Below are 25,814 nucleotides of genomic sequence, written 5' to 3'. Positions count from 1 at the left end.
ATCCGAAGCGGGTGACAGCCGCTCTAGAAGCACGCGAGCCCGCGGCGACGTTGCGTCGCCACGGGCTCGATGGGGAGGCTCCAGCGGGGAGCCGCCTCGGGCGGACCGGAGCTACTTCTCGAGCGTGAGCAGCCCGAGCTTGTAGGGCAAGCGCCCGTACTCCCCCCCGACGTTCGGATCCCTCCCCTGGTAGAGGAACCGCAGGTCGCACGGGTTGATGGTCATGCGCTCGTCGTGCCCGGAGCGGACCAGCTCGCCGTGGCTGATGTCGTCGCTCCAGTCCGCGCCGTCGTACGTCACGTTCGCGGGGCCCGCGAAGGGCTTCGCCTTGGTGTCGGCCAGGGCGACCCAGGGCCCATCGAGGCTCTCGGAGGTCCACGACCTGAAGAAGCGAGGGCTGTTGTCGAACGCCTCCACCAGGAGCAGGTACTTGTTCGACCCGTCGACCTTGTAGACGTTGCTGGCCTCGAACAAGAGCCCCGAGGTGGGGGCCGTCATGACGACCTCATACCCCTCGAACTTCGGGAAGTTCTCGATGCTGACCTTGGAGCGGTAGAGCTTGCCGTCGTCCCGCGAGAAGAAGAGATGGCAGTTGGCGTCGTCGCAGATGGTCCAGAAGTCCAGCGCGCCGAGGACGTTCCCCATGGCGCCCGGCTCGCCCTTGAGCAGCGACTGGGGGCGGCTCCAGCCGTTCATGTTGTTGATGTCGTCGTTGGTCGAGTACCTGCCGTTCCACTGGTAGATGAGGTACCACTTGTTGTGCGGCCTGAAATAGAAGACCTGGGGCGCGACCGTGCTGCCGGTGGGCCAGCCCCCCATGAAGTGCTGCTCAGCGGCGTTCGCCTGAGGGAAGTCCGTGAAGCTCGTGTAGATCGACTGCCAGTTGTTGCTCGGAGCGGTCTCGAACACGGTGGCAAAGACGTGGTACTTGTTGTCGAAGAACACGATGGTCGGGTCCTTGACCGAGGCCCAGGTGCGGCCACCAGGCGCCTTGGGGCTGATCACCGGCTGGCTCGACTTCCACTTGAACGTGGTGGGCAGGTCGCAGGTCACCGGCGGGCTGCCGCCTTCGCCGCCGCCACCCCCTTCCCCGACGGAGCCGCCGGTCCCCGAAGCCGACGTGCTGCTGCTGCTCGTGCTCGTGACGCCTCCCCCGGTCCCCGTGGCAGCCGACCCGCCGGTGCCCCCTCCGCCCGATCCCGTCGTGACGCCGGCGCTCGTCGTCGTGCTCGCCGAGCCGCTCGTCCCATCGGCGGGCTCCTGCCCGTCGTCCGGATCGCTGCCGCAACCGGCGAGCGCCGCGAGCACGCAGCCGAGGGCGGAGAGACCAAGGGTGAAGCGGTGGAGAGTAGGGAGTTGGCGGGGCAGATCGAGGTGAGTGGTCATGCTAGTCTCCAGAGGGATGCCCGACAGGGCCAGCGAGCTCCTCAGAGCCCGATCGTCGAGGTTGAAGCGGATGAGGAAGAAGGGCCCGGTGCACACGACGGCCCATCCAGGGCAAAGCCGAAGGATCCCCGGAGTCCTGATTGTGAGCGTTAACATGGCCGGCGTCAATCAGAAACGGGCGCGCGGCGGCGGCCGGCAGCGATGCTCGCGTGAGCCGCCCCACGAGGGAGAACGGCGTCCGCCGCCCTGGCAGGCTGGTCTGAGCCCCGCGGTGCCGCTGCGGCAGGCTACACCGCAGCTCCGAGCGCGTTGCGGCGCGGGACGGTGCTGCTGGAAATATGCGAGCTGGGCTTCCCGGAGGCGAGCGCGCTCGACCCAGCGGTGACGTCGTCGAGCGGGGTCCCCGCGCTCACTCGCTCAGCAGCGGAGCGAGCCAGGGCGCGACCGGCGGAGCGTTGTCGCGTTGGACCTTCGTCTTCCATTCCTCATCGGTGAGGCGCACGAGGCCCTGTTCGAGGACTTCGTGGTAGGCGGAGACGACGCCCGCGTACGCGCGGGGACCCTGGCAGGAGTCGACGGTCACCACCATCAGGCGCGGCACGCCGGTGCCCACGTGAAGCACGCTGGGCTGGCGAGGGACCGGCAAGTCGCCGCCGATGTCCGTGTGCACGTCGGTGATGGCGGGATCCATCTCGACGGCCTGCAGCGGGTCGAAGTGGAGCTCGCTGTACCAGCCGGAGTGCCCGAGGACGGTCCCGTCGCAGTTCACGTTGGCCGTGACGGCCCGGTTGATGAACGCGAGGTGCTCCGCGCTGTGCGGCTGGCCGCTGCGCTGGGCGCGCGCCATCTCGGCGAGCGTGAGGCTGATGCGCGCGACGCGCGCGAAGTAGGCCTCGATCTGGCCGCCGAAGGTCGGATCGAGCTCGAGCGTGGCGGTGAGCTCCTGCGCGCGCTCGGCGAAGCGGATCACGGCCTCGAAGAACTCGGGGTAGGGGTCGACGTAGGCGTCGGGATACTCGCACGATGCGTTCGACGTATACGACTGCTTCACGTAAAGCACGTTGTTGTGGCGGAGCTGCGCCCACGAGCTGAGCTGGGTGTTGAGCAGCCGGCGGCCCCAGGCCTCGCTGCGGGCCACCGCGGGCAGGTCCGAAGGCGGGGCGCCCGCCGCGGGCGACAGAGTGCGGAGCGCGCCGAGCCAGCTCGTGTACAGGCTGCCTTCCCAGTACTGCTCGGGGTGCTCGTCGACCAAGAGGCGCAGCGCGGAGAGCTCGCCGGGATAGCCGGCCTCGACGTCGAGCTCGTCGCCGAGCAGGCCGAGCGCCTGGTCGTTGCCCAGCGCGGCGAACGCCACGTCGAGCGAGTTGGGCACGACGCGCGTGGGCAGGCGGTCGTAGACGAGGTTCGAGAAGACGTGGCTGTCGACCGTGTAGCGCTGACCGAACAGCGCGAAGCTCAGGTTCAAGGGGAAGGTGCTCGCGCCGCCGGCCTGTCGCCTCATCACGTGGCTGGCGATCCGCTGCTCGCCGAACTGACCGTCGACGAGCGCGCCCGCGAGGGTCGCGTCGTCGACGGCGGCGATCCCGCCGGGGGCGTCGAGCGCGGTGAGCAGCTCGTCCACCTCCGGCAGCGTCATGTAGTCGTGCTCGCCCACGAACGCGCTGATGGTCGCGTCGAGCGACTCGTATTGCGCGAACGTGCTCTCGTCGAGGAGCCGGCGCAGCGCGATGACGCTCTCGACCTGCCTGCGCCGCAAGATCTGCTTGCCGTCCTCCTGCGTTTCGAGCAGACGAAAGTCGATGCGGCCGAGCCACATCATGCTGCGGAAGTAGCTCTCGAGCTCCGGATCGCCGTCGTAGTGTCCGCGCGGCTTGAACTGGGAGAAGTCGATGTTTCGCTTCACGCCGAACAGCACGCGCTCCTGGATCCCCGCGGCGCGCGTGGCGGCGTCGACGAAGCTCTGCACCCCTGACGGCTCGCGGGAGTCGACCTTGCTGCCGTTCAAGAGCGACACGGCCACGCCCAGGTAGAAGTTCAGATCGGACGCGACCTCCGGCTCCAGCCTGTCGGCCGCGTCGATCAGCGAGCCGCGAACCTCGGTCAGCAAGCGCTTGAGCCGAGGCCGCAGCGCCTTCTTCTCCAGCTGCTGGAGGATCTTGTCGTGCGAGCGGTAGATGGCTTCCAGCACCATGTCGCTGCTGATGAACACCGGCAAATCTGCCATGTAAATACTGGAATAGCCGAGGGCGAAGGACGAGAATCGGTAGTCCGCGTCGATGGCGAAGCCCATCTGCGACAGGCGCTCTTTCGTAGCGTCGGGCGCCGCGAAGAAGGCTTTCAGGATCGGGTCGAGGTTCGCCGCGGCGAGCGGGTCGTAACCGAGGTTCGGCGCGAACTCGACGGCGTGGCGCGCTCGCAGCTCGTCCGCGGTCGCCAGCCGTGCCTCATCGAGCTCCTGGAGCAGCGGGTCGACGCCGGCCGGCGTGGAGACCGTGATCTCCGTGCCAGGGTCGATCTGGCTTGGCACATCGGCGATCGCGCTGGGATCGGAGCCGACGGGGCCACACGAGCTGGCGCAGAGCAGCGCCAGGAGCGGCAGGGTCATTCTGGTCCCGCGCCCGAGCCAGGTCATCGTCCTTCGCATCATGCCATTCATGTCATGCCTCCCGCTCTCCCGGTCAAAATGTGCCACCCGATGGGGGAGAGCCGTGACTCGCGAACGGCAACGGGCGTGCCATGCGTGGCGACACCCGTTCCGGAGAGAACGGCCTTACGAAGCGTCGACTTCGCGCCGAGGATGCCGAGCCGGGGAGTGCGGTGCTTTGGCCGAACGCGCGGGACTCTGGATCACGCCGCCGCGCCGGCCACGCGCGCGAGCAGCGACGGCCAGCTCCGGGGCGGCTTGAACCGGTGGGTCGGCGCGGGCCCATCGACGATGTGCTCGACCTCGTCGAGGCGGCCGCCCGGGAGCAACACCCCGCCCAGCGACGCGCGCACGAGCGGTATCCGCGCCGGATCGAAGCCCATCACCTGCGACGCGATCGCGTCGACGACGCTCGGGTCAAACCCGCCGATCAAGAGCCCCGCGCGCACCGGCGTCGCGCCGAGCGGCCCCTCGCCCTCGCCCGCGACGATGCCGTCCACGATCGTCAGATACCGCCGCTGCGGCTCGCCGCGCAGCGCGCCGCCGCGGTCGGCGAAGAACAGGATGCGGTTGAGATCCAGGATGGTCCGCCAGAGCGTGTTGTTCCCCTCCCAGCTCCCGTCGATGATCTTCGGCGGCGCCCCGAGCCGCGGCGCGCGCGCGACGAGCGAGTGATCGCCCGGGAGCGGGAACCGGCTCAGCTTGTTCTCCACCGCCTCGCCGAGGCCCTGGGGACGATCGAACTCGTCGCCGCCCACCGACGGATCCCCCTCGCTGAAGTGGGGGAGCCAGTATTTCTCGTTGGTCAACCCGATCACGCTCTTCAGCGAGAGCGTGACGCCGGTCTTCTTGTGCGTCTTCAGCTTGGGCAGGTTGATGACGACATCCGCGTCGAGGAGCGTCTGCGGAATGCTGTACTCGTGCCGCTCTCCGGTGTGGTGCGGCACCGGCGTCGCGTAATGGCTGCGGTGGAAGCGGAGCGCGCCGGGGCGCGGGGCGCCCGCGCCGGCGAAGAAGCTGTCCCGGCCGAGATCGACCACGCGGTAGCCCCGGGGATCGCCGGGCAGCGGGCGGCGGAGGAGCAGCCCGAGGTTCCACGAGCGGCCGAAGCGGCGCACGTCGTCGAGCGCGAACACGGGCGCGACCCGGAAATAACGCAGGTCGATGAAATCGACGTCGTGGCCCTGGGACCTCAGGTGATCGATGACGTCGAAGATGCCGAGAGGGCCGGCGACCTTCTCGACCTCGCAGCCCTCGACCGGCGAGTCGACGACGCGCACCCGCCCGCGCGGGCCGGCGGCGCGGAGCGCATAGTCGAGCACCGGCCGGAGGAGCGAGCCGTGCGTGCTCGAGGCGGCGAGCCGCTCGCCCGTGATCTTCTGGTGCAGGTTCTTCGACGAGACGAGGTTCGGCTTGATGATGACCCGGTCGCCCGGCGCGATCAGGTCGCCGAGCGGGTTCCACGCGGGCGTGCCGGCGCGCGCCGCGTCGAGGCCGAGCCCCCGGAAGAGCGCCTCGACGGCCTCGTAGACCGGGCCCGGCGGGCCATAAGGCGCGCGATCGGCGTAGCCGAGGCCCGGCCTCGATACCGTCACCACGCGGCCCGTCGCCTTTGCCATCCGGATCTCCCCTCTCAACCGCCGGCGCCGTTCGGGCCGGGCGACAGGATCTCCGCCGGCGCGGCGCGCTGGAAATCGACGTTCAGGCGCGAGACGCTCGCGAGGTGCTTGCCCGTGCGGACGAGCGCGATGTCGTCCGCGAACTCGACCTGGATGCGCATCCGCTCGCCGAGGAAGCGGCGGAACGTGGCGAGCACCTCGTCCAGCACCTGCTGCGAGAACCGCCCGCCCTTGACCACGCGGAACGTGATGGCGTCGCGCTCCTCCTGCACCACCTGAAAGCGCTTGATCGCGTAATCGAACTCCTTGAGGTAGTGCGCGAAGAACGTGCCGGGGAGGTAACGCCCGTCCGTCCCCCGGATGATCGACTGGACCCGCCCCTCGATGCGGCCCACGCGCGGCGCCCCGCGGCCGCAAGGGCACGGCACGGCCGGATCCATCGCCTCGGCGAGATCGCCGATGCGGTAGCGGACGAAGGGCATGCAGAAGTTGTTGAGGTCGGTGATCACCACCTCTCCGATCTCCCCGGGCTCGGCCGGGCGCCCGTCGCGGAGGATCTCGACGATGTACCCCTCGGCCACGACGTGGTGGCCCTCGTGCGCGTCGCACTCGTAGGCGATGCCCGAGAACTCGCGGCTGCCGTACTTGTCGAAGACCTTGCAGCCGAACGCCTCCTCGATGAGCCGGCGGCTCGGCAGCGGCAGCGTCTGCGCGCTCGACATGATCGCGCGCGGCCGGGCCGTGACCTTGCCGGTGCCCTTCGCGTAGTGCGCCAGGAAATCGAGCGCCTCGGCGTAGCCGTCCATGAGCACCGGCTGCACCTCGGCGATGCGCGCGATCATCTTGCCCAGGTTGTCGTCGGACAGCTCGAAGATGGGGATGAACGTCCGGTTCGACAGGATGGCGTCCGCGCGCTCGCGCGCCGCCTGCCACCGGGTCATCCCGATGGTCTGGTGCCACAGCCGCAACGTCGGGTCGCCGAAGCGGTAGCCCGTCCACTCCTGCGCCCGGAGCGTCGCCGCCCAGCGGAACTCGAGCTGCGCCCGGTCGGCGTAGCAGACGAACGGCTCGCCCGTGGAGCCGCTCGTCGTGATCTTGAGGACCTGCGACTTGTCGTGGTTCTCCGACATGATGTCGAAGTAGAGGTGGCGCCGGATATCCGCCTTGGTGAGGAACGGCAGCTTGTGGAGGTCCTCCTGGCCGCGGATGTCCTCGGGCCGCAGCTTGAGCTCCTGCATGCGGGCGCGGTAATAGGGCACGTTGCGGTAGCAGTGGCGGAGCAGCCGCCGCAGCTTCTCGTCCTGGAGCTCGCGGGTCTGCGCCGGCGTGAGCCACTGCGTCTTGCGCAGCGTCTCGTAGTAGTGCTCGACGTCGCGCGTGATCATCCAGTGGGTGTGGTTGAACGCGGCGAGGTACGCGCGCCACTTCGCCGTGGTGAGCGGGTCGCGCTCCGGCGAGCGGTCGATCACCGGGTGGCGGCGGAGGTACTGCGTGGCCACGTCCGCCGGGGGCCGGCCCACGCGGTACTCCCACATCGCCTTGCCGAGGTCGTAGAACGACTTCACCACGGCGCCGGCCGCCCCCTTGTCGAGGAAGGAGACGCCCTGCCGGCGCTGCTCGAAGAGCGTCTCGACCTCCTTGTACGAGTAACCCTTGGCGTGGGCGGCGACGAGGATGAACGACTGCCAGTAGAAATAGCTGCCCTTGTACGTCAAGAGGTCCTGGAACACCTCGCGCGCGCACATCACGAAGCCGCTCTTGTTGTCCTGGAGCGACATCCCGAAGGTGGTGTTCAGCAGGGTGTTGAACCCGCGGCTCAGGTGGTAACGGCGGTCCTTGCGCCGGCCGACGGCGCTCCTCCAGCCCTGGACGACATCGACGCTGTGCTCGTAGAGCTCGCGCCGGAGCCGCAGCAGGTCCTCGGGCTGGTACTGGAGATCGGCGTCGATGATGGCGACGAGCTTGCCGCGCGCGGCGGCCGCGCCGGTGCGCCAGGCCGCGCTGATGCCGCGGTTCTGCGGGTGGAAGCACCCCACGACGAGCCCGGGGTGCGCGGCCATGAGCGCGCGGATCGTCGTGGCGGTGCCGTCGGTCGAGCCGTCGTCGACGAGGATGAGCTCCCCCGCGAGGGCGCCCTCGCAAAAGACGCCGAGGACGCGCTCGGTGAGCTCGGGGATGTTCAGCTCTTCGTTCAGACACGGCACGATGACGGAGAGCTCGATCGGGATCTCCGGAGCAGGCTCGGACTGGGGTTCGGACATGGTGGTTCGCCTATCTTGCCTGGAAGGGGGGCCGCGGCGGGGCGACGGGCGCTCGGGGCGGTCCGGGTGCACGGCGGAGGTCACCGGGGGACGCAGCGGAAGCAGGCGCGGATCGGCAGGGCGCCGTGGGGCGCCGCGCGGCGCTCGGTCACGCGGAAGTGGCGCTCGAGGAGGCGGCCGAACTCGTCCGGCGTCCACTGGTGCAGGTGGTAGACGTCGCCGCCCCACTGGATGCGGTCGCGCAGGAGGTAGCCGACGGGCGTGCGGCGGACGACGCCCTTCAGCCGCGCGATGAGCGGGTCGTTCGGGACCGTGATCGCGGCGACGCCGGCGGGGCGCAGGAGGCGCGCGATGGCCGCGAGGACGGCGGCGGGGTCGACCGTGTGCTCCAGGACCTCGGTGCAGATGATGCGGTCGAAGCTCGCGGCGGGGAGGTCGAGCTTGTCGACCTCGCCCTTGAGGAAGCGGGCGTCGTAGCCCGCGAGGTTCTTGCGGGCGGTGTCGAGGAAGACGTCGGAGACGTCGATCGCCGTGATGCGCGCCCGCGGGAACATGCGCAGCACGTGGCCGCCGCCGGAGCCGACCTCGGCGAGGTCGAGGCCCGCGCAGTCGCCGAGCATGTCGCGGATGATGGCGAGCCGCTCGCGCTCGATGAGCCGGATCGGCAGCGGGGCGCGGTCGTAATAGTCGTCGATCGGGTGCTCCCGGGCGAGGCGGTCGTTGAGCGCCTCCACGTCGATGTCGCCGGCGGCGTTCGGCATGGCGGCCCCATAGCACGGGGGCGGCGGAGCCTCACCCGGGCCGCGCGCGGCCGGGCTGAGCCGGGAGCGCGGCCGCGACGGTCGATCGAGCCGGCGCGCAGCGCCGAGCAGGGCGTCGCCGGCGTCGTCGACGATCACGTCGAGTCGCCCGAGGTCCGCAGAAGCCTTGTCGGGTACTTCATCCGGTGGGCGACCTAGCCGCTCCTCGGCGCGCTGCGCCGCTCCAGGGCAAAGCAGGGGCGGGCGCTGCGCTCACGAGCCGCTGACGCCCTTCATCGTCCCAGCCCTCCATCCGTACCGCAGCGCGCACCTTGGACCCGTCGAGCTCCGTCGTGAGCGGTCCCCGCCGCTTGACGCCCCACGGCGCTGGGTCGATGCTCCGGCGATCGCATGAAGCATTGGAACCGAGTTACCCAATGGCTGCTGCTCGCAGCCCTGACCATCCCTGTTCCCGCCTGCGGGGACGACTCCACAGATCCCCCGGCTGACCCGACAGGGTCGGGCGGGACCGGCGGCGGCGCCACGACCGGGACCGGCGGCGACGGGGCGGGCGGCTCCGGCGGCGGCGCCACGACCGGGACCGGCGGCGGCGGGGCGGGCGGCTCCGGTGGCGACGCCACGACCGGAGGCGGCGGCGGGGCGGGCGGCTCCGGCGGCGGCGCCACGACCGGAGGCGGCGGCGGGGCGGGCGGCTCCGGCGGCGGCGCCACGACAGGAGGCGGCGGCGGGGCGGGCGGCTCCGGCGGCGGCGCCACGACAGGAGGCGGCGGCGGGGCAGGCGGCTCCGGCGGCGGCGCCACGACAGGAGGCGGCGGCGGGGCGGGCGGCTCCGGCGGCGGCGCCACGACAGGAGGCGGCGGCGGGGCGGGTGGCTCCGGCGCGGGCACGACCACCGGCACCGGCGGTGGCGGCGGCGCGGGCGGCGAGGCCGCGTCGGTCGAATGGCCGACGGCGACGAGCGAGATCCCGCTCGACCCCGAGATCGAGGACGCCGTCGCCGAGCTGCTCGCGCAGATGAGCGCGGCGCAGAAGGTCGGCCAGATGGTCCAGCCCGAGATCCTGGCGATCACGCCGGAGCAGGTCCGCGAGTACCACATCGGTTCGGTGCTGAACGGCGGCGGCTCCTGGCCGGGCCGCTCCAAGCACGCGACCGTGGCCGACTGGGTCGCCCTCGCGGACGCCTATTACGAGGCCTCCACCGACACGAGCGGCGCACCCGGCGAGCACCTCGGCATCCCCGTCATCTGGGGCGTGGACGCGGTGCACGGCCACAACAACGTGATCGGCGCGACGCTGTTCCCGCAGAACATCGGGCTCGGCGCCATGAACGATCCCGATCTCATCGAGGAGATCGGCGCCATCACCGCCGCCGAGGTCGCCGTCACCGGGCTCGATTGGGCCTTCGCCCCCACGCTCGCCGTGGTGCGGGACGACCGGTGGGGCCGCTCCTACGAGGGCTACTCCGAGGATCCGGAGATCGTGAAGAGCTACGCGGGCCGGATGATCCGGGGCCTGCAGGGCCGGCCGGCCGACGGCGCGGATCTGTTCAGCGACAGGCACGTGATCGCGACCGCCAAGCACTTCATGGGCGACGGCGGGACCGAGCAGGGCAAGGACCAGGGCAACACCGTCTGCTCCGAGGAGGCGCTGCGCGACATCCACGCCCAGGGCTACTTCTCCGCGCTGGAGGCGGGCGCGCAGACCGTGATGGCGTCGTTCAGCAGCTGGAACGGCGACAAGATGCACGGCAATCGGTACCTGCTCACCGACATCCTCAAGGGCCAGCTCGGCTTCACCGGCTTCGTCGTCGGCGACTGGAACGGGCACGGCCAGCTCCCGGGCTGTAGCAACGCGCAGTGCGCCGCGGCGATCAACGCCGGGGTGGACATGATCATGGTGCCCAACGACTGGAGGGCGTTCATCGAGAACACCATCGCCCAGGTGCAGAGCGGCGAGATCCCGATGGCCCGCGTCGACGACGCGGTGACCCGGATTTTGCGCGTGAAGATGCGGGCCGGCCTCCTCGGCCCCAGGGCGAGCAAGGGCGCCCCCTCGGCCCGGCCGGTCGCCGGCGACGCCACGCTCCTCGCCGCGCCGGAGCACCGGGCCGTGGCGCGCGAGGCCGTGCGCAAGTCGCTCGTCCTGCTCAAGAACAAGGGCAGCGTCCTGCCGCTCAGCAAGGCGATGAACGTCCTCGTGGCCGGCAAGACCGCGGACAACATCCAGAACCAGTCCGGCGGCTGGACGCTGACCTGGCAGGGCACCGGCAACACCAACGCCGATTTCCCGAACGCGCAGTCCATCTACGCCGGCATCAACGAGACGATCACGGGCGCCGGGATGAGCGGCACCGCGACCCTGAGCCCCGACGGCACCGCCGCGGCCGACACCTTCGACGCCGCGATCGTGGTCATCGGCGAGACGCCCTACGCCGAGGGCCAGGGCGACATCGGCAAGTTCGAGACGCTCGAGCACGCCAAGCTCTACCCCGAGGACCTCGCCGTCATCGACACCATCCGCGCCCAGGCGCCGAGCGTGCCCATCGTCACGGTGTTCGTGTCGGGCCGCCCGCTCCACACCAACAAGGAGATCAACCGGTCGGACGCGTTCGTGGCGGCCTGGCTGCCGGGCAGCGAGGGCGGCGGCGTCGCCGACGTGCTCTTCGGCGATCACGAGTTCCAGGGCAAGCTGTCGTTCTCGTGGCCCTCGGCCGACTGCCAGACGCCCATCAACAAGGGAGACGGCGAGACGCCGCTCTTCCCGTATGGCTATGGCCTCGCGACCACCGACGCCGACGCGCTCGGCGACGATCTGCCCGAGGTCTCCACGGGCCACGGCTGCGCGGCCCCGGACCCGGGGACGGCCGGCACCACCAACGAGCCGCTCGAGATCTTCGTGGATGGCGACGAGAAGGGCGATTACGTGCTGCGCATCGGCGGCCCCTCGAACTGGGGCGGCATCGACGTGGGCATGGGGGCCACCCTGCCCGGCGGCGAGGTCAGCGTCAGCACGGTCGACGGCGAGATCCAGGGGAGCGCCAAGCAGGTGACCTGGAGCGCGACGGGCCAGATCTACGCGCAGGTCTCGGCGGGCTCGCCCGGGGTCGATCTGTCGCCCTACTACAACTCGGAGACCTCGATCGTCTTCCGGGCGCGCGTCGACGCTCCGCCCGAGGGCGCGCTGGTCACGCTGTCGGCCCACTGCGTGTATCCCTGCTTGGGCGACATCAATATCGCCGACACGCTGACCTCCATCGCGGACGGGGAGTGGCACGAGGTCTCCGTCCCGCTGAAGTGCCTGACGGACCGCGGGCTCGACATCACCAACGTCAACACGCCCTTCCTCCTCTACTCGGAGTCGCCGATGGACGTGGCGATCGAGGACATCCGCTGGGAGCCCTTCACCGCCGGCCCCACGCCGACCTGCACGTTCTGAGCCTCTCCTGGGGATGCGGCGGATCGCGACGGTCCGCCGCCGTGGAACAGCCCCGCCGGCGATTGGCTAGAAGCCGCAGGTCGACAGGCGGTCATCGCCGACCGCGATGGTGACCACCCAGTTCTCGCCGTTCGAATAGCTCCAGTTGAGGTAGCTCTCGCCGTTGGTCACGGTGTGATGGGGCATCACGGCCCACTGGTTGCCCCCCAGGCCCCACTCGGCGCACCACGAGTACGGGCTCTCATCGCAGGTCGCGGCGTAGCTGTTCGAGTACTGCCCCGTGTCCGGGCCGGACCAGGGGCCGCCGGCCACGCGCCAGTACTTGTTCCAGGGGCCCGACTGGAAGCCGCCGCCGCCCTCGTACGTCTGCGCGACGTAGGTGTCGACGTAGAAGGCGGCGTTCTCGGAGCACCAGGCGGTCGCGCCCTCGTTCGTGACGATCTCGAACAGGATGTACTGGCTCGAGCTCACGCTGCCGAGGCTCGAGAAGAAGTCGTAGAGCGATTTGATGCCCACGTCGTCCGTCGGCGTGTCGACGAAGCTGTAGACCGAGACGCCGCCGCACGGCGCGCACGGGCCCCCGCAGTCGAAGCCGGTCTCGCCCTGGTTCTGGATGCCGTCGCTGCAGGTCGCCCCGCCGCAGTCCGCGGCCGACACGTGCACGGGGAACGAGAGCCGGCTGCTCCCGCCAAGCACATCGGTGACCGTCACCTGGACCGTGGCGACGCCCGGGCCCGCCGGGGTGAACGTCGCGGCGCCGCCGTCGCCCGCGAGCTCGCCCGCGCCGCCCGTGAGCTCCCAGTCGACCCAGAACGCGTCGCCGTCGGGATCCGACGCCGTCACCGCGATCGCGGCGGTCTCGCACTGCGTGATGAACTTGCTCGGGGCGATGTCGATGTCGTCGATCGTCGGCGGGTCGTTCAGGGCGGCGACGACGTCGAGCCCGCCGTTCGGCGCCCCGGCGCACTGGGAGACGAGGGTGATCTCGGACGTCCCCTCGGGGTAGACCGCGGCCGTCGCCTCGGCGGGGGCGCACTCCACCGAAGGGCCGGCGCTGCCGAGCGGGGTCGCGCAGACGCGGTAGACGCCGGGCGGCAACACGAAGAGGCCGTCGGCCCCCGCGTGGACCCTGGACCCGGGAGGCAGCGCGAGCTCGGGGAGCGCCTCCTCCTCCAGCGCGCTCGTGGTCTCCGCGATGGCCGCATCACCGCAGCTGCCGTCCGCGGCAACGACCTTGTAGTGGACCGCGACGACATCGTGACGCAGGCCTCCGACCGTGAGCGCCGCACGGATGGCCCCTGTCTCCGCGGCCTCCTTCGCCGCGGCGTCCTCCGCGCCCCCGTCGCACGCCGGCGTCGCGCCGACGAGCGCGATGAGCATCGTTTTACTCGCGCGAGAGTGGAATAAGCTTCGCATGGTGCACCTTCTCCCTGGTGACGTTCGGCAACATCATCGCGGGCGCGGCGAGCTCTGCTGACAGCAGATCTCCAGGGCGGCCCCATGGCCCCTTGCGCGCCGGGCTCCGCCTGCAGCATCGCGCATGCCGCGGCAGGGCCGACCGGAGGCGTCGGGAATTTGCGGTTCAGCGGCGCCGGAGGCGCTCTGTCAGGTCAGGAGGTTCGCGGGTCTTTGCGCCATCCCGCAACCGTTCGCGGGCTCCGGCAGCGGCTTGCGCAACTCAACGGTTGAGCTCGGTCACGGCGCCCGACGCCGTGCAGCAGAAGGGAGGGGCGCCGGCGGTCAGGGCTCGACGCGGCACGCCGCGCTGCACCCGTCGCCGGCCGCCGTGTTGCCGTCATCGCACGTCTCGAGCCCCCCGACGTCGCCGTCGCCGCACACGATCGCGGGATCGATCAGGGCGCGGCGCAGCGTCAGGGCGTCCCGGAGCGGGCCCGCGTTCGCGTTGAACTCGACAAGATCCTCCCGGGTCTCCTCGCCGGCGCTGGCCGTGTTGATCACCTGCGCCGCCCGATCGATGGCCGCGAGCGCGGCGCCCTCGTCCCACGCCGCGCTCGCGAGGCGGTCGAGCTCGGCGCGGAACCGCGCGTCGAGCGCCGGGATCTCGCGGATGCGGCGCGGGAGCACGGCGACGGGCGCGGTCTCGGTGTCGAAGCGCGGGTCGTCCAGGATGCGGTCCATCCCGTGGGGGAGGAACACGAAGCGCCCGTCGACCGGGTTCTCGTACAGGTAATAGTTGTTCGCGCGGTACGCGTAGCCGTCCCAGTGGCCGAGGAGCGCCTCGAGGGCGAAGCTCGTGATGAAGCGATCGAGGTCGAGGTGCTCGCTCACCTTCGCCGCCAGCGCCTCGTCCGGCGTGTCCCGGATGGCGTCGGCGAGCGCGCGGAGCGCGGCCGCGCCCGGGTCTTCCCCGCCGTCGAGCTCGGCGGCGCCGAGGTCGTCGACGAAATCGCCGCAGCACGGCCCCTCGTAGAGCGCCCCTTCGTCGTTCTTCTCGCCGAAATGGCGCCGCAGGAACCGCTTGTCGATGGCCTCGGTGACGACGTAGATGCCCTTGTCGACGCCGTTCAGGCTCAGCACCGCGTGCGCGGTGCGCGCGGCGGGCACCCCGGCGCGCTCGTGCATGTCCCCGCCGATCTGCTCGCGCAGGAAGCTCGAGTCCTGCTTGGCGCTGTTCAACAAGAGCTTCTTGACCCCGTCGAGCTCCGCCTGCTCGTCGAACTCGTCGATCTTGACGCTGAAGCTCGGCTTCTTCTCGAGATCCTTGATGTCGTTGCCCTTCTGCCGGATCCCGGCGCCCTCGATGACCTCGCCGTCGTAGGTCAGCGTGCACGGCACGCGGTCCTCGAGATCCGTGGCGAGCTGTTCCAGGTGGGCCTCGTCGACGGTGATCGCGATGGTGTGCAGCTTCGTCCGATCGAAGACCGCTTCGCCGGTCTCCTCGTGGACCGGACAGCCGCTCTGGCTCGCCGCGACGAGGAGGAGCGCGAGGGCGGCGGAAGCGTGGCTGGTTCTCATCGTTCCCGGTTCGCTGTGGGGCATCTCTCTGGATACCGCCTCTCCACCGCGTCCGCCCGCGTGGCCGTGGCGGCCGCCCGCGCCGCGGCGCGGCGCGGCGGGATCGGGGCGCCGGGCGGGGGGGCCCGCGCTCACGGGCGCCACGGGAGCTCCTGGAACGACGGCGCGGCGCTGCCGGCGTCGAACACGATCGTCAGCGCGCCCGGCGCGAGCGAGGGGGTGAGCCCCTCGGGCTTGAGCCCCGGGAACCGCTGGACCAGGCGCGGCGAGAGGACGCCGGCCTCGGGGCGATCGACCCGCCACAGCGCGCCGGCATCGCCGTCCGCGGTCGAGGGCGTGGACGCGATCGCCAGCGAGCCGTCCGGCATGAAGGCGAGCTCCGAGATGCCGCCCGGCGTGGGCCGCCCGTCGACCTCCACGTCGACGCGCACGCGCGCCCACGGCGAGACGCGGGCCGCCTCGAAGCGCCTCGCCTCGTCCGCGGCCCGGCCGCCCTTCGCCCGCGCGGCCTGGACCGGGGAGGCGCCCTCGCCGCCGAAGAGCGCGAGCGGGGCGGCGACCCGCCAGATCATCGCGTTGCCCTGCGGATCGAGCGGCGCCTTCAGCCCGAGGTACAGCGAGCCCTGCCAGAAGGCGAGGCCCTCGATGTCGAGCGCCCGCGTCCCGTCCGGGAGGCCGAGCGCCGCGGCGCGCGCGGGGGCCGCGTCGAGCAGCTCCGCCAGGTGGATCTCGCCGTCGACGCGGAAGCCGCCGCCCTCCGGGCGGAGGCGGAGGAGCGCGGTCCGCGCGGGCTTGCGCTTCCCCTTCTTGCTGTAGCTCTGCGACGAGAGGAGGTAGACCTCGCCCGCGTCGCCGGCGGCGATCCCCTCGACGTCGCTCAGCTCGTCGACGCCGCTCACGGGCACCGGATCCGGCGCGACGGCGCCGCCCGCGGACATCGCGAAGAGCCACGGCGCGCCCTCGTCGCGCTCGTGGCCGGTGTCGTCGCTGGCGATGAGGTACCGCGACTCGCCGGGGCGCGCGAGGACGCCGGACGGCTCGAGGCGCGAGCGGCCGGCGAGCGCCGGCGGCACCTTCATGGGGAGCTGCGACGCGGCAGCGGCGGCCTGCGGCGCGGCGGGGGCGGGCGCGGCGGGGGCGGGCTTGGGCGGCGCCGGGGCGGCCCTGGGCGGCGCTGCCGCGCGCGCGCCGCCGAAGGTGATGTCGAAGGCCTGGCCGGGGACGAGCGCGGCCGGCGCGTCGAGCGCGATGGTGACCACGCGGCCCCACGCGGGCACCTCCGGCGCCGGCCAGCAGCGCGGGGGGAGCTCCGACACGACCGGGCCCACCGTGGCGACCGTGCCCGGCAGCGGACCGCCGAGCTGGCCGCGGATCCAGAGCTCGGCGCCGTCGCCCTCGTGGACGCCGAGCGCGAGCCGCTCGGGGACGCAGGCGATCGCGCGCGCGCCCGACCGCGCGCTCACGAGCCGCACCACGGGCTCGCCGGCCGGGACCACGTCGCCGGGCTGCCGGTCGATCGAGGCGACGCGCCCCGCGCTCGCCGCGCGCAGCGCGTACCCGGCGCGCCGCTGCTCGAGCATCGCGATGTTCTCGGACGCGACGCGCGCGTCCGCGTCGAGCTTCGCCGCGAGCCCCGACGTCCGATCCCGGAGCTCGCTCCGGCGCCGATCGGCCGCCTCGAGCTGCGCCGCGAGCAGGCTCAGGGTCCGCGGCTTCTCGCTGGCGATCGCCGTCACCGTCGCGCGCTGCAGATCGAGCTTCGCCAGCTGGTCGACGACCGTCAGGTGGCCCTCGACGAGCGCCCTCATCCTCGCGATCTCGCCGTCCAGCACCTTCGCCTCGGCCACCGCCCGGCGCTGCTCCTCGCGCTGCTCCGCGAGGTGGCGCTCGACCGACGCGCGGTCCGCGTCGAGCTCCTGCTCGACGAGGGCGAGCTCCATCCGGAGATCGGCCTCGACCTGCGCCTTCTCCGCCTTCGCGACGCTGATCTCGGCGTCGATCGCCGAGGCGTCCAGCGTCGCGATGACCTGCCCGGCCGCGACCTCCTGGCCGACGACCACCTCGATGGAGGCGACGCGGGCGGTCTCGATCGGCGAGATCGCCTCGGGCAGCGCCTCCGCGAAGCCGAAGACCTGCCCGCGCGGGCCGCCGCCGTCGAGGTGGAGCCACAGCGCGGCTCCGAACGTGAGCACGAGGGTGATCGCGGGTCCGGCGTCCTTGAGCGCCGAGCGGAGTCGCTGGTAGCTGTGCATCGGTGATCCTTGCGCGGTGATGACCACGGCGGTCGCGTCAGCGGGCCGAGGGCGCCCGTGGGGCGAGCGAGGCGGTCCCCTCGACGAGGGGCCTCGGCCGCTAGAGATCCAGCGTCGGTTCCTGGAGCATGAGCGAGACGTCCTGCACGCCCGGGATGGCCTGCAGCCTCGAGACGAGCGACGCGCGGAGCTCGGGCGCGCGGACGCTGATCTGGTAGGCGTGCTCCATGAGGGTCCCCTGCGCGGCCTCCCGGAGGGTCACGAGGGAGAACGTCTGGCAGTGCGCGCGGAGGATCTTCGCGAGCGCCTCCTCCGCGTCGGGCACCGAGGGCGCGGTGAAGCGGAGCAGGCCGTCCGGCTGCCGCCGCGCGCCGTAGCCGGTGGCGTGGAGGAGCAAGGTCCCGCCCCCGAAGATCGCCGTCCCGGCGAGCGCCGCGCCGAACGCCTGGAGCCCGCAGGCGATGCCGACGCCGAGCGCCGCGAAGACGAACATGACGTCGCGCGGATCGCGGAGCGTCGTGCGGAAGCGGACCGCGCTCAGGCCCACGGCGACGCCGATGCCGGCGGCGAGGCTGCTGCCCACGGCGAGCATCAGCATGCAGGTGATGACGCTGCCCATGGCCATGCTGTGCACGGCGGAGCGGGAGTAGGAGAGGCCGCGGAAGGTGGCCATGTAGACGAGCGCGACCACCTGCCCCAGCCCGAACGCGAGCAGGAGCGCCACCAGGGCCCTGCGGAGGTCCACGGCGCTCCCCTGGGTGAGCCATCCGAGCCAGTCGATCATGATGGTCCGTCCTCGCCTGCGGCGACCGCGGGGCGTGGCCCGCCCGGGCGCGCGGGCGGTCGCCTCACGGCGCCCCGGCGGCAGCCCCCCGGCCGGGGTAGGGGCGCGCTTGCTTGATGTAGAGCGTCGGCGGCTCGTTCGGGTTCGCGTCGTCGTCGAACTTGAACTCCACGTCCATCGCGTACCAGCCGGTGTTGCCCGCCGCGGGGCCGTACGCGGGGGAGAACCGGGTGTGGATGGCGTCGAGCGCCGCGCCGAGCGCGTGGACCTGCGCCGCCGAGAGGACCGTCTCGCCCTCGGGCACGAGGGTCGAGTGCGTCAGGTAGGTGACCGGCTGGTTCGGCTGGCTGAAGAAGTAGAGGAACTCGTCGTTCGTCACGCCCGCCGGCGGGGCCACGACCTCCACGTCGCCGCCCGCCTGCACGTTGACGTAGAACGCGGGCTGGACGCCGGCCGTGTCGAACGGGTTGTTGGTGATGGCCACGCCGTTCGCCTCCTCGTCGGGGAAGTTGTGGTGCACGAGCAGGGCCATCCCGATCGACCGGTGATCGATGCCGTAATAGGTGCGCTCATCGAAGGTGCGGAGCTTCCAGGCGCTCGCGTACGTCTTGCGGATGGCGTCGAGGACGTCCTCCCAGTCGGTCGGATCGCCGGTGTTCGAGTCGTAGCAGCCGGCGCACGGGAACCCGTCGAGATCCTCGCTGTTCGTGCTGGTGCGGAACCGCATCTTGTGCCCGGGGTACTCCGCCTCGATCTTCGCCTTGAGGAGCGCCTGGAAGTCGGCGTCGACCGGCGCCGCCTTCATGGCGTCGCGGAGCGCCTTCAGCTGCTCGTCGCGGGCCGCCGGGTCGGTGTTGAACTTCGGGTCGTCGAGCATCGCCTCGATCTGCTCGTAGAAGCCGTTCTGCTTCATGAACTGGTCGTAGTAGTAGACCGGGATCGCGAACGCCTTCTGGATCGGGAGGTCGGGGATCCTCGACAGGATGGAGTAGTGGGCCGCCTTGCCGCCGAAGGCGAGGACGGCCTGCTTGATCGCGTCCCGGAGCGGCTCGCCCTCCGGCGGATCGGGGGTCACCTCCGCGATGTCGCGCAGGTCGGTGACCGTCAGGTCGAGCTCGGGGAGCGTGACGGGCTCGGGCTTGTGCGCCTCCCAGAACGCCTCGGCCTCGGCCTCGGTGACCTCGCGGACGCTCCAGGACGACGGCCCCGCGGTGAGCTCGACCAGCTTGTCCTTGAGCGCGAGCAGCTCCGGGTGGCTCATCGCGTTGCGCAGCCCCATGTTGGGCGTGCGCCGGTTCTGGGAGAGCACGTTGACGTGCGACAGCGGCGTCTGGAACTCCTCGGTGATGATCCCCTGGACGACCGAGATGTCGTTGGGCGCCTCGTCGAGCACCACGATGTCCTGATGGGACAGGTACTCGTCGTCGAGATCCGCCGCCTTCGCGAAGTGGAGGCGCCCCATGGCCTTGCCGAGCGATAGCGGCTGGTAGTCGATCCCCGCGTAGAGATCGCCGGTGCTGACCACGGGGATGTCGGCGGGCAGCTTCGCCGCCTCGACCGCGACGGCCTCCGACGTGGGGTGGAAGGCGAGCTTCGCGCCGAAGAAGGAGGCCCCCTGCACCGCCCGGAACAGGGCGGTGATCATGTCCGCGGACGCGGTGTCGTAGGGAGACAGCTCGAGCGCCCACGTGCCGGGACCCTCGTAATGCGTCACCGCGCCGAGGACGAAGCGGCGATCCGGCGTGAAGTACTCGGTCGCGTTGAACTCGGCGAGGGGAGGGACATAGGGCAGCCCCTCGCCGGAGAGGTGCGAAGATACGAAGTCGTAATGGATCTGGTAGAGGACGCTGTTCTGGAAATAGAGCGCGTTCTGATCGGCCTGATCCAGGACGACCTTGACCGAGCGCGCGCCGGGCAAGCTCGCGTCGACGGGCGCCGACGCGAGCGCCTCGAAGTCCTCGGCGCACCCGACGCGCTTGAGGAACTCCGTCGATGCTTCGTCGCCCTTCCGCTCGCAGACCTCCGGGGCCGCGCCGACGTCGTCCGGCGCGTCGCCGCCGCCACACGCGCCCGGCAGCACCGCGGAGAGCAGGGCGAGCGTGACGATCGACGTGATGCGATTGCCTTGGTACATGAACTCCTCCTGAGACAAGTAAGCTGATCGAGGGGCGGCGCGCGCCGGCACGCCTGCGTCAGGGCGTCAGCGCGAAGCAGTAGATCCCGCCGTAGCCGCCGCCCGAGCCGACGGTCGCCTCGTTGGGCAGCGGCCCCCCGGTCTCCAGGAGGTTGATGCCAGGCGCACACCCCGACTCGTCGAGGGACGACATCCAGTTGGCCATGTTGATGTTCCCGCCGGGGCCGCCCGCGCCGCTGGAGCCGCCGGGGAAGCCCGCGCCGCTGGAGCCGCCGGGGAAGCCGCCGCCGAAGTTCCTCGGCCACGAGTGCCCGACGCGCGGCCGCCCCTCCGCCTCCTTGTCGCCCGCCTTGGCCGTCCAGTCCTTGCACGTGGCCGTCGCGCTGTAGAGCTTGCCCTGGTCGTTGGTCCCCGTCAGGATGTCGTGGTTGTCGACCTCGGGCTGGCTCGGATCGGGCTGGTGGTTGGGGACGCCGTCCTCGTTCGGCAGATCATCGATGATCGCCTCGTCGGCCGCGACGGGGCGATCGTTGAGCAGCTCCTGCTTGTTGTTGGCGACCAGCCGGCCGAGCCGGTCGTACCAGGGCCCGTCGCCGATCCGGTCGATCGCGTCGACCTGCTTGCCGTCCTCTCCCGCGACGGCGCTCAGGAACGCGCGCCACTGCTTGCTCCCCGCGCCCGGGAGGCTCTTCTCGGCGATCGTCGCGCAGATCTTGTCGGCGCCGCGGAGGCCGGCGCCCGGGCCCGTCTCCCCGAAGCGGAGATCGCCCCCGAAGCCGTCCTCCGAGCCCGACAGCTCCTGCATGGCGACGAGGCTGGTCACGAAGAAGCTGAATTTCTCGGTCGTCCCGCCGCCGGTGCCGGTCGTGGCGCCGCCGGTGGTCGCGCCGCCGGTGGTCGCGCCGCCGGTGGTGCCGCCGCCGGTGGTGCCGCCGCCGGTGGTGCCGCCGCCGGTGGTGCCGCCGCCGGAGCTCGACGACGTGCTGGTCGTCCCGTCGCTCGGCGCCTCCGCGTCCGAGCCGGAGCAGCCTACGGCGGTGGAGAGCAGCGCGACGGCGAGGGGCAGCAGCAAGGGGCGATAAGAGATGGTCATGGCGTCTGTTCCTTTGTCTTGGTTAAGCTGGGCTGTGCGCCGCGCCGGCAGCCGGCGAGGCTCATTTGCAGGTGAGATCGGGCTGGCAGGTCTGGCCCTCGGGGCACTGCGAGCTGTCGTTGCACGAGGTGAGCCCCGCGATCTCGACCGACTTCTCGATCTGCGACGAGATGACGAGATCGACCCGGCCGGAGGTGATCGTCGTGGAGCCCACGGACCTGCGCGTGACGATGACGGTCGGGAAGCCAGCCACGCCGAGGTCGAGGAGCTGCGTGACGAGCGACGCCGGCACGTCGAGCGAGCCGGTGTCCTCGGCGGAGCACTCGATCATCCCCTTCGTGCCGCCGTGATGGCTGATGTCGAGCTTCACGTAGATCTCCGAGCCGCCGGCCTGTCCCGGCGGCGTCCACGCGAGCTGCACGTCCTGATCGGGATCGAGGCGGATCGTGTCGTTCAGGAGCTCGAGCGGGCTCACGCCCTTGGCCTCCACCGCGAAGGCGCCGAAGTAATCGCCGCTGGCCTCGAAGCGGACCGCCTGGCCCTCGTCGGCGGGCGGATAGCGGAGCTTCGCGCCGGCGGGAGGCTGGTAGTTGTTCGCCACGGGGGTCATGACGAGGGACGCCTCGCCCGACTCGAGGTTCAGGCCCGTCACCGTCACGGCGCCGGCGCTGTGCGCGGCCGGGTAGGGCTCGCACGTGTCGTCCTCGACGCAGACGGCGCTGCCCCCGCAGGGCTCGTTACAGAACGGGACGCGCGGCGTGAGGAGCCGGCAGCTGCCCTCCTCGGCCGCCATCTCCCAGATGATCTGCGACGGCGTGGGCCCGTCGTAGATCTTCCCGACGACCGACGTGCTGCCGGACGGCGCGTCGCCTGCCGGCGTGTCGGGGAGCGAGCGCACCTGGAAGGCGCCGACGAGGCGCGTGGGGTCGCCGGGCGGCCCGCCGGGCCCGGTGGAGCTGCCGGAGCCGCCGGAGCCGCCGCCTCCGCCGGCGCCCGTCGTGTCGCCCGTGCCCGACGTCGAGCAGTGAAGAGAAAGAAGGCTCAGGAGCCCGACGAGGACGCCGGCGCGCCCTCCGACCCCGTGAGGGAATTTTACAATTCTGCGAATTTTTCGCGACATCTCGATGACCTGGTGGAGATGTCGCAGGTTCGGGGGTCAATCTTTTTTGCGGAGGCCGCGCGGGCGCCGGCGCTCACGTGCCGCCGAGCTCGGACAGGCGCGCGCGCAGCCGCGGGGCGTGGACGCTCTGGCCGTGGCGGGAGAGGAAGTCGGCGATGGCCGCGCGCTCGTCGGCCGCCCGCCCGAGCCGGCGCAGGCACTGCACCCGCCCGACCCGGGCCTCGGCCGCGAGGGGGCCGCCGGGGCCGGCGAGGTAGCGCTCGAAGTGGCCGAGCGCCTCGGCCGGCTTGCCCTGGCGGAGCGCGATCTGGCCGAGCGACACGAGCGCCGCCCGCGCCTCGGGGCTGGACGGGTGCTGCGCGAGCAGGGCGCGGTACGCGGCGCTCGCCTCGGCGGTCTTCCCCTCCCCGAGCCGGGCCTGCGCGCGCAGGAGCAGCGCCTCGGGGCCGATCGGGAGCTCCTCCGCGCGCGGCCTGGGCGGCTGCGGGGCGCGATCCCGGGCGTCGCCCGCGCCGGTGGCCGCGGGCTCGCCCGCCGCCGAGCCCGCGCGGGGCGACGGCGCGCTCGGGGGAGCGGCCGCGCCTGCGCCGGGCGAGGGCGCTCCCGGCGGCTCGCTCGGCGCCGCGCCCGCGCCCGGCGAGGGCGCGCCTGCGCCCGGCGAGGGCGCTCCCGGCGGCTCGCTCGGCGCCGCGCCCGCGCCCGGCGAGGGCGCGTCCTCGCCGGGCGCGGGGGCGGACGGCGCGCTGCTCGGAGCGAGCGCCTCGCCCGTGCCCGGCGCCGGCGGGGGCGCGTGCGCGGGCCCGTCGATCAGCTCCGCCGCGAGCGCGCCCAGGAGGGTCGCCGCGGCGGCCACGCCCGCGAGCGTCCCCGCGACCCCTCGCCGCAGCGCCGGCCGCGGCGCCGCGCGCGGCCGCGCCGCGCTCCTCGGCGCGGGCTCGACGTGGGCGCGCGCGAGCACCCGCTCCAGCAGGGCGGCGTCGCTGAGCTCGAGGCCGGCGCCGCGCTCGTCGCCGAGCTTCCCGATCGCGGCCCAGAGCTGCGCCTCGCCGCGGAGCTCGGGGTCCTCCTGCTCGGCGCGGCGGAGGAGCGCCGCGTCCTCCGGGCGGATCGGCTCGCCACGCGCCTCGGCGGCGAAGATGGCGGGCAGGCGGTCCAGATCGATCTCGGGCTTCTGGGTCCCTGTCATGATGCCCTCTTGCGGCCGATGGCGATGTCCTGGCGCACCTGCTTGCGGAGCGCGCCGATCCCGAGGCGCAGCCTGCTCTTCACGGTGTCGGGGCTGACCTCGGTCATTCCGGCGATCTCCTCGATCGAGTAATCGAGCGCATGGTGCAGGAGGATCACGTTGCGCTGCGCCTCCGGCAGCGCGTCGAGGTACGCCCGCGCCTCGCGCGGGAGCGCCTCGAACGGGGGTTGATGCGGCGCCTGGGCGACCTCCTCGTCGATCGCGCTCTCCGGCGCGACCGGCGCGCCGTCCCGGCGCTGCTGCCTGGCGTAGCGGAGGATCGTGCGGGCGGCGATGCGCCTGGCCCAGGCCTCGACGGCGGCCTCGCCGCGGTAGGTCGAGGCGCTCTCGAGGATCGCGAGCAGGGCGAGCTGCGCGGCGTCGTCGGCGTCGGCCGAGCTGCGGAGGAACGCCCGCGCGATCCGGCGGACGCGGGGGATGACGTGCGTCATGAGCCAGGCCTGCGCCTCTGGATCGCCCGCGCCGGCGCGGCGCATCCGCTCGAGATCGAGCGGCAGGGGCGCGGTGGGCGGCGGTGGGGAAGGGGGGCGGGTCATGGCGCTGGCCGGGCGCGGCTCGGGAAACGGTCCGAGGCTCGTGCGAAGAGCTCGTGTGTGCGCAGCGTCCATCGCCCCGACCTGGTGCGGCGCACGGCCCAACCCGGGTCAATTTTCTTTCCGGGCCGGGTCACGCGGCGCGGGCGGTCATCGTCGGACCGCGCCCTCCGCGGCCGGGGAAGCCGGCAAGGAGAGGCCAAGCTCCAGCCCGAGGCCGGCGACGAACCGCACCGGGTCGGGCTGGAGCGCGAGGGCCGGGTGCACCGAGGCGTCCGGCTGCGACAGGAGGACGTCCACGCCCAGCATCGCCTTGAGGCGAAGCCACCCGGTGAGCGGGTACCCGAGCTCCGCGACCGGCGCTGCGCTGACGATCACATCGGTCCGGGCCTCGGGCGGGGGCAGCTGCCGCGGCATCATCCGCGGCCACCGCCAGGGGGGAGGGAAGGGCGGCAGCGGCTCGCCCCGCTGCGGCGGCCGGGCCGGCAGCGGCCACGCGGGCGGCGACGACGGGGTGGGCTGCGGGGGAGGCTGAGGGATGCGCTCGACGACGTCGACGCTGGCGCGCGCGCCGAGCTGCAGGTCGAAGCCGAGCGGGAGCCGGAGCCGGAGCTGGCCGGTCGCGCTCACGGGGTGACGCACGAGCTCGAACCGCGACCGATCGTCGCCGAGCGTGGCCGCAGGGACCAGATCGTACCCCAGGCCGAGGACGGCCCGATCGACCGGCGCCCACGAGGCGCGGAGCGCGGCGGCGCTCTGCCAGGGCACCTCGCCGCTGAAGTTCGCGCCGGTGTAGCCGACCTGCACGGCCAGCGTGGGCAGCGGCGGCGCCTCGGGGCGGGCGCCCCGCTCGACCGCGGGCGGCGGCGGGGCCGGCGCCGCCCGCGGTCGAGCGGGGGGCGCCGCGGGCGCGGGGGCGGCGGCGGGCTCGGGGAGAGCGGCCGGCGGGGCCGCGGTCGCGGCGACATCCACCTCGGCCAGGCCGGCGATGCGCCCCTCGCGGAGCTCCTCGGCGACGGCGCCGGCGATGTTGGCGAGCGACTCGAGGGCCGCGGTGATCTGTCCGGGCGGGACCGGGATGCGGCGGCCGTAGACCTGATCGCCGCCGCGCTCGACCGCGTACAAGGCCAGCTCGTCGCTCGAGCCGGCGTCGATCCAGAGCACGCCCCGCGCGTCCCACGCGTCGGCGAGGGCGCGGGCGTCGGGGAGGAGGGTGTGCAGCGTGCGCCTCGGCGCGCCGGCACGGACGACCTGGAGGCGGACGCCGAGGGGGCGGACATGGGCTGCGACGAGGTCGATGGCCCGCTCGTCGATGCGGCCGGCGCCGCCCGCGAGGACGAGCACCGGCGCGCGGGCGGCGCTGGGCGCCTCGCGGGCGGCGCTGGGCGCATCGCGGGCGGCGCTGGGCGCTTCGGCGGCGGCCGGGAGGGCGAGCAGCGTGCAGGCCACCGCGCTGGCGGCCGTTCGGGCAGCGCGGAGGGCGAGCGCGAGCGACGCAGCCGGCACGGGCTGCGGAAAATACCATCCTTCCCTCCGGGGCACCATCCCCGGCGGGCCGCCTCGAACCGCG

General features: G+C 72.5%; 16 protein-coding genes. 1 reads left to right on the top strand and 15 read right to left on the bottom strand.

The features are described 5' to 3' along the window. Positions 1-111: 111 nt before the first annotated feature. The 5 genes from WMF26_RS44495 to WMF26_RS44475 all read right to left on the bottom strand — a co-directional run bounded on the left by WMF26_RS44495 (position 112) and on the right by WMF26_RS44475 (position 8,671). The gene (locus tag WMF26_RS44495) at positions 112-1,386 is read right to left on the bottom strand and encodes a non-reducing end alpha-L-arabinofuranosidase family hydrolase (protein WP_437997676.1); all 1,275 of its coding nucleotides are present in this window, start codon (positions 1,384-1,386) and stop codon (positions 112-114) included. A 409-nt stretch (positions 1,387-1,795) separates the two neighbouring features. Continuing rightward, positions 1,796-4,033, bottom strand: a complete 2,238-nt coding sequence (locus WMF26_RS44490) for a DUF3160 domain-containing protein (protein ID WP_437997675.1) — start codon at positions 4,031-4,033, stop codon at positions 1,796-1,798. Positions 4,034-4,233: 200 nt separating this feature from the next. Continuing rightward, positions 4,234-5,649, bottom strand: coding sequence for a DUF362 domain-containing protein (locus WMF26_RS44485; protein ID WP_437997674.1), 1,416 nt, complete (start codon positions 5,647-5,649; stop codon positions 4,234-4,236). Positions 5,650-5,663: 14 nt separating this feature from the next. Further along, positions 5,664-7,910: a glycosyltransferase gene (locus WMF26_RS44480; RefSeq protein ID WP_437997673.1), complete on the bottom strand. Its 2,247-nt coding sequence runs from the start codon at positions 7,908-7,910 to the stop codon at positions 5,664-5,666. An 80-nt stretch (positions 7,911-7,990) separates the two neighbouring features. Next, entirely contained in the window at positions 7,991-8,671 is a 681-nt protein-coding gene (locus WMF26_RS44475) for a methyltransferase domain-containing protein (RefSeq protein ID WP_437334108.1), read from the bottom strand. A 390-nt stretch (positions 8,672-9,061) separates the two neighbouring features. On the opposite strand from WMF26_RS44475, the gene WMF26_RS44470 reads away from it, so the two are divergent. Then, positions 9,062-12,106, top strand: a complete 3,045-nt coding sequence (locus WMF26_RS44470) for a glycoside hydrolase family 3 protein (RefSeq protein ID WP_437997672.1) — start codon at positions 9,062-9,064, stop codon at positions 12,104-12,106. A gap of 66 nt (positions 12,107-12,172) precedes the next feature. Here the strand turns inward: WMF26_RS44470 and WMF26_RS44465 are convergent, their stop codons facing one another. The 10 genes from WMF26_RS44465 to WMF26_RS44420 form a co-directional block, all read right to left on the bottom strand. Next, the gene (locus WMF26_RS44465) at positions 12,173-13,486 is read right to left on the bottom strand and encodes an Ig-like domain-containing protein (protein WP_437997671.1); all 1,314 of its coding nucleotides are present in this window, start codon (positions 13,484-13,486) and stop codon (positions 12,173-12,175) included. A gap of 360 nt (positions 13,487-13,846) precedes the next feature. Continuing rightward, positions 13,847-15,082 (bottom strand): CotH kinase family protein, encoded by a 1,236-nt coding sequence (locus tag WMF26_RS44460; protein WP_437997670.1) that lies wholly within the window; start codon positions 15,080-15,082, stop codon positions 13,847-13,849. Between the two features lie 131 nt (positions 15,083-15,213). Further along, positions 15,214-17,334, bottom strand: coding sequence for an HlyD family secretion protein (locus tag WMF26_RS44455; RefSeq protein WP_437997669.1), 2,121 nt, complete (start codon positions 17,332-17,334; stop codon positions 15,214-15,216). 100 nt (positions 17,335-17,434) lie between these two features. Then, the gene (locus WMF26_RS44450) at positions 17,435-18,118 is read right to left on the bottom strand and encodes a DUF4956 domain-containing protein (RefSeq protein WP_437334104.1); all 684 of its coding nucleotides are present in this window, start codon (positions 18,116-18,118) and stop codon (positions 17,435-17,437) included. A 64-nt stretch (positions 18,119-18,182) separates the two neighbouring features. Next, positions 18,183-20,252: a PEP/pyruvate-binding domain-containing protein gene (locus WMF26_RS44445; protein ID WP_437997668.1), complete on the bottom strand. Its 2,070-nt coding sequence runs from the start codon at positions 20,250-20,252 to the stop codon at positions 18,183-18,185. A 58-nt stretch (positions 20,253-20,310) separates the two neighbouring features. Beyond that, complete coding sequence (locus WMF26_RS44440) at positions 20,311-21,345, bottom strand: hypothetical protein (RefSeq protein WP_437997667.1); 1,035 nt, start codon at positions 21,343-21,345, stop codon at positions 20,311-20,313. 61 nt (positions 21,346-21,406) lie between these two features. Further along, positions 21,407-22,465 (bottom strand): hypothetical protein, encoded by a 1,059-nt coding sequence (locus WMF26_RS44435; protein WP_437997666.1) that lies wholly within the window; start codon positions 22,463-22,465, stop codon positions 21,407-21,409. Between the two features lie 73 nt (positions 22,466-22,538). Next, positions 22,539-23,651, bottom strand: a complete 1,113-nt coding sequence (locus tag WMF26_RS44430) for a tetratricopeptide repeat protein (protein ID WP_437997665.1) — start codon at positions 23,649-23,651, stop codon at positions 22,539-22,541. Further along, entirely contained in the window at positions 23,648-24,247 is a 600-nt protein-coding gene (locus WMF26_RS44425; protein WP_437952090.1) for an RNA polymerase sigma factor, read from the bottom strand. Before WMF26_RS44425 ends, WMF26_RS44430 begins: the two co-directional genes overlap by 4 nt. A gap of 147 nt (positions 24,248-24,394) precedes the next feature. Next, on the bottom strand, positions 24,395-25,750 hold the full coding sequence (locus WMF26_RS44420) for a hypothetical protein (RefSeq protein WP_437997664.1): 1,356 nt from the start codon (positions 25,748-25,750) through the stop codon (positions 24,395-24,397). Positions 25,751-25,814 lie beyond the last annotated feature (64 nt).

The organism is Sorangium sp. So ce185, assembly GCF_051526825.1.
Lineage (GTDB): Bacteria > Myxococcota_A > Polyangia > Polyangiales > Polyangiaceae > Sorangium > Sorangium cellulosum_D.
This window is presented reverse-complemented; position numbering and strand designations above follow the sequence as displayed.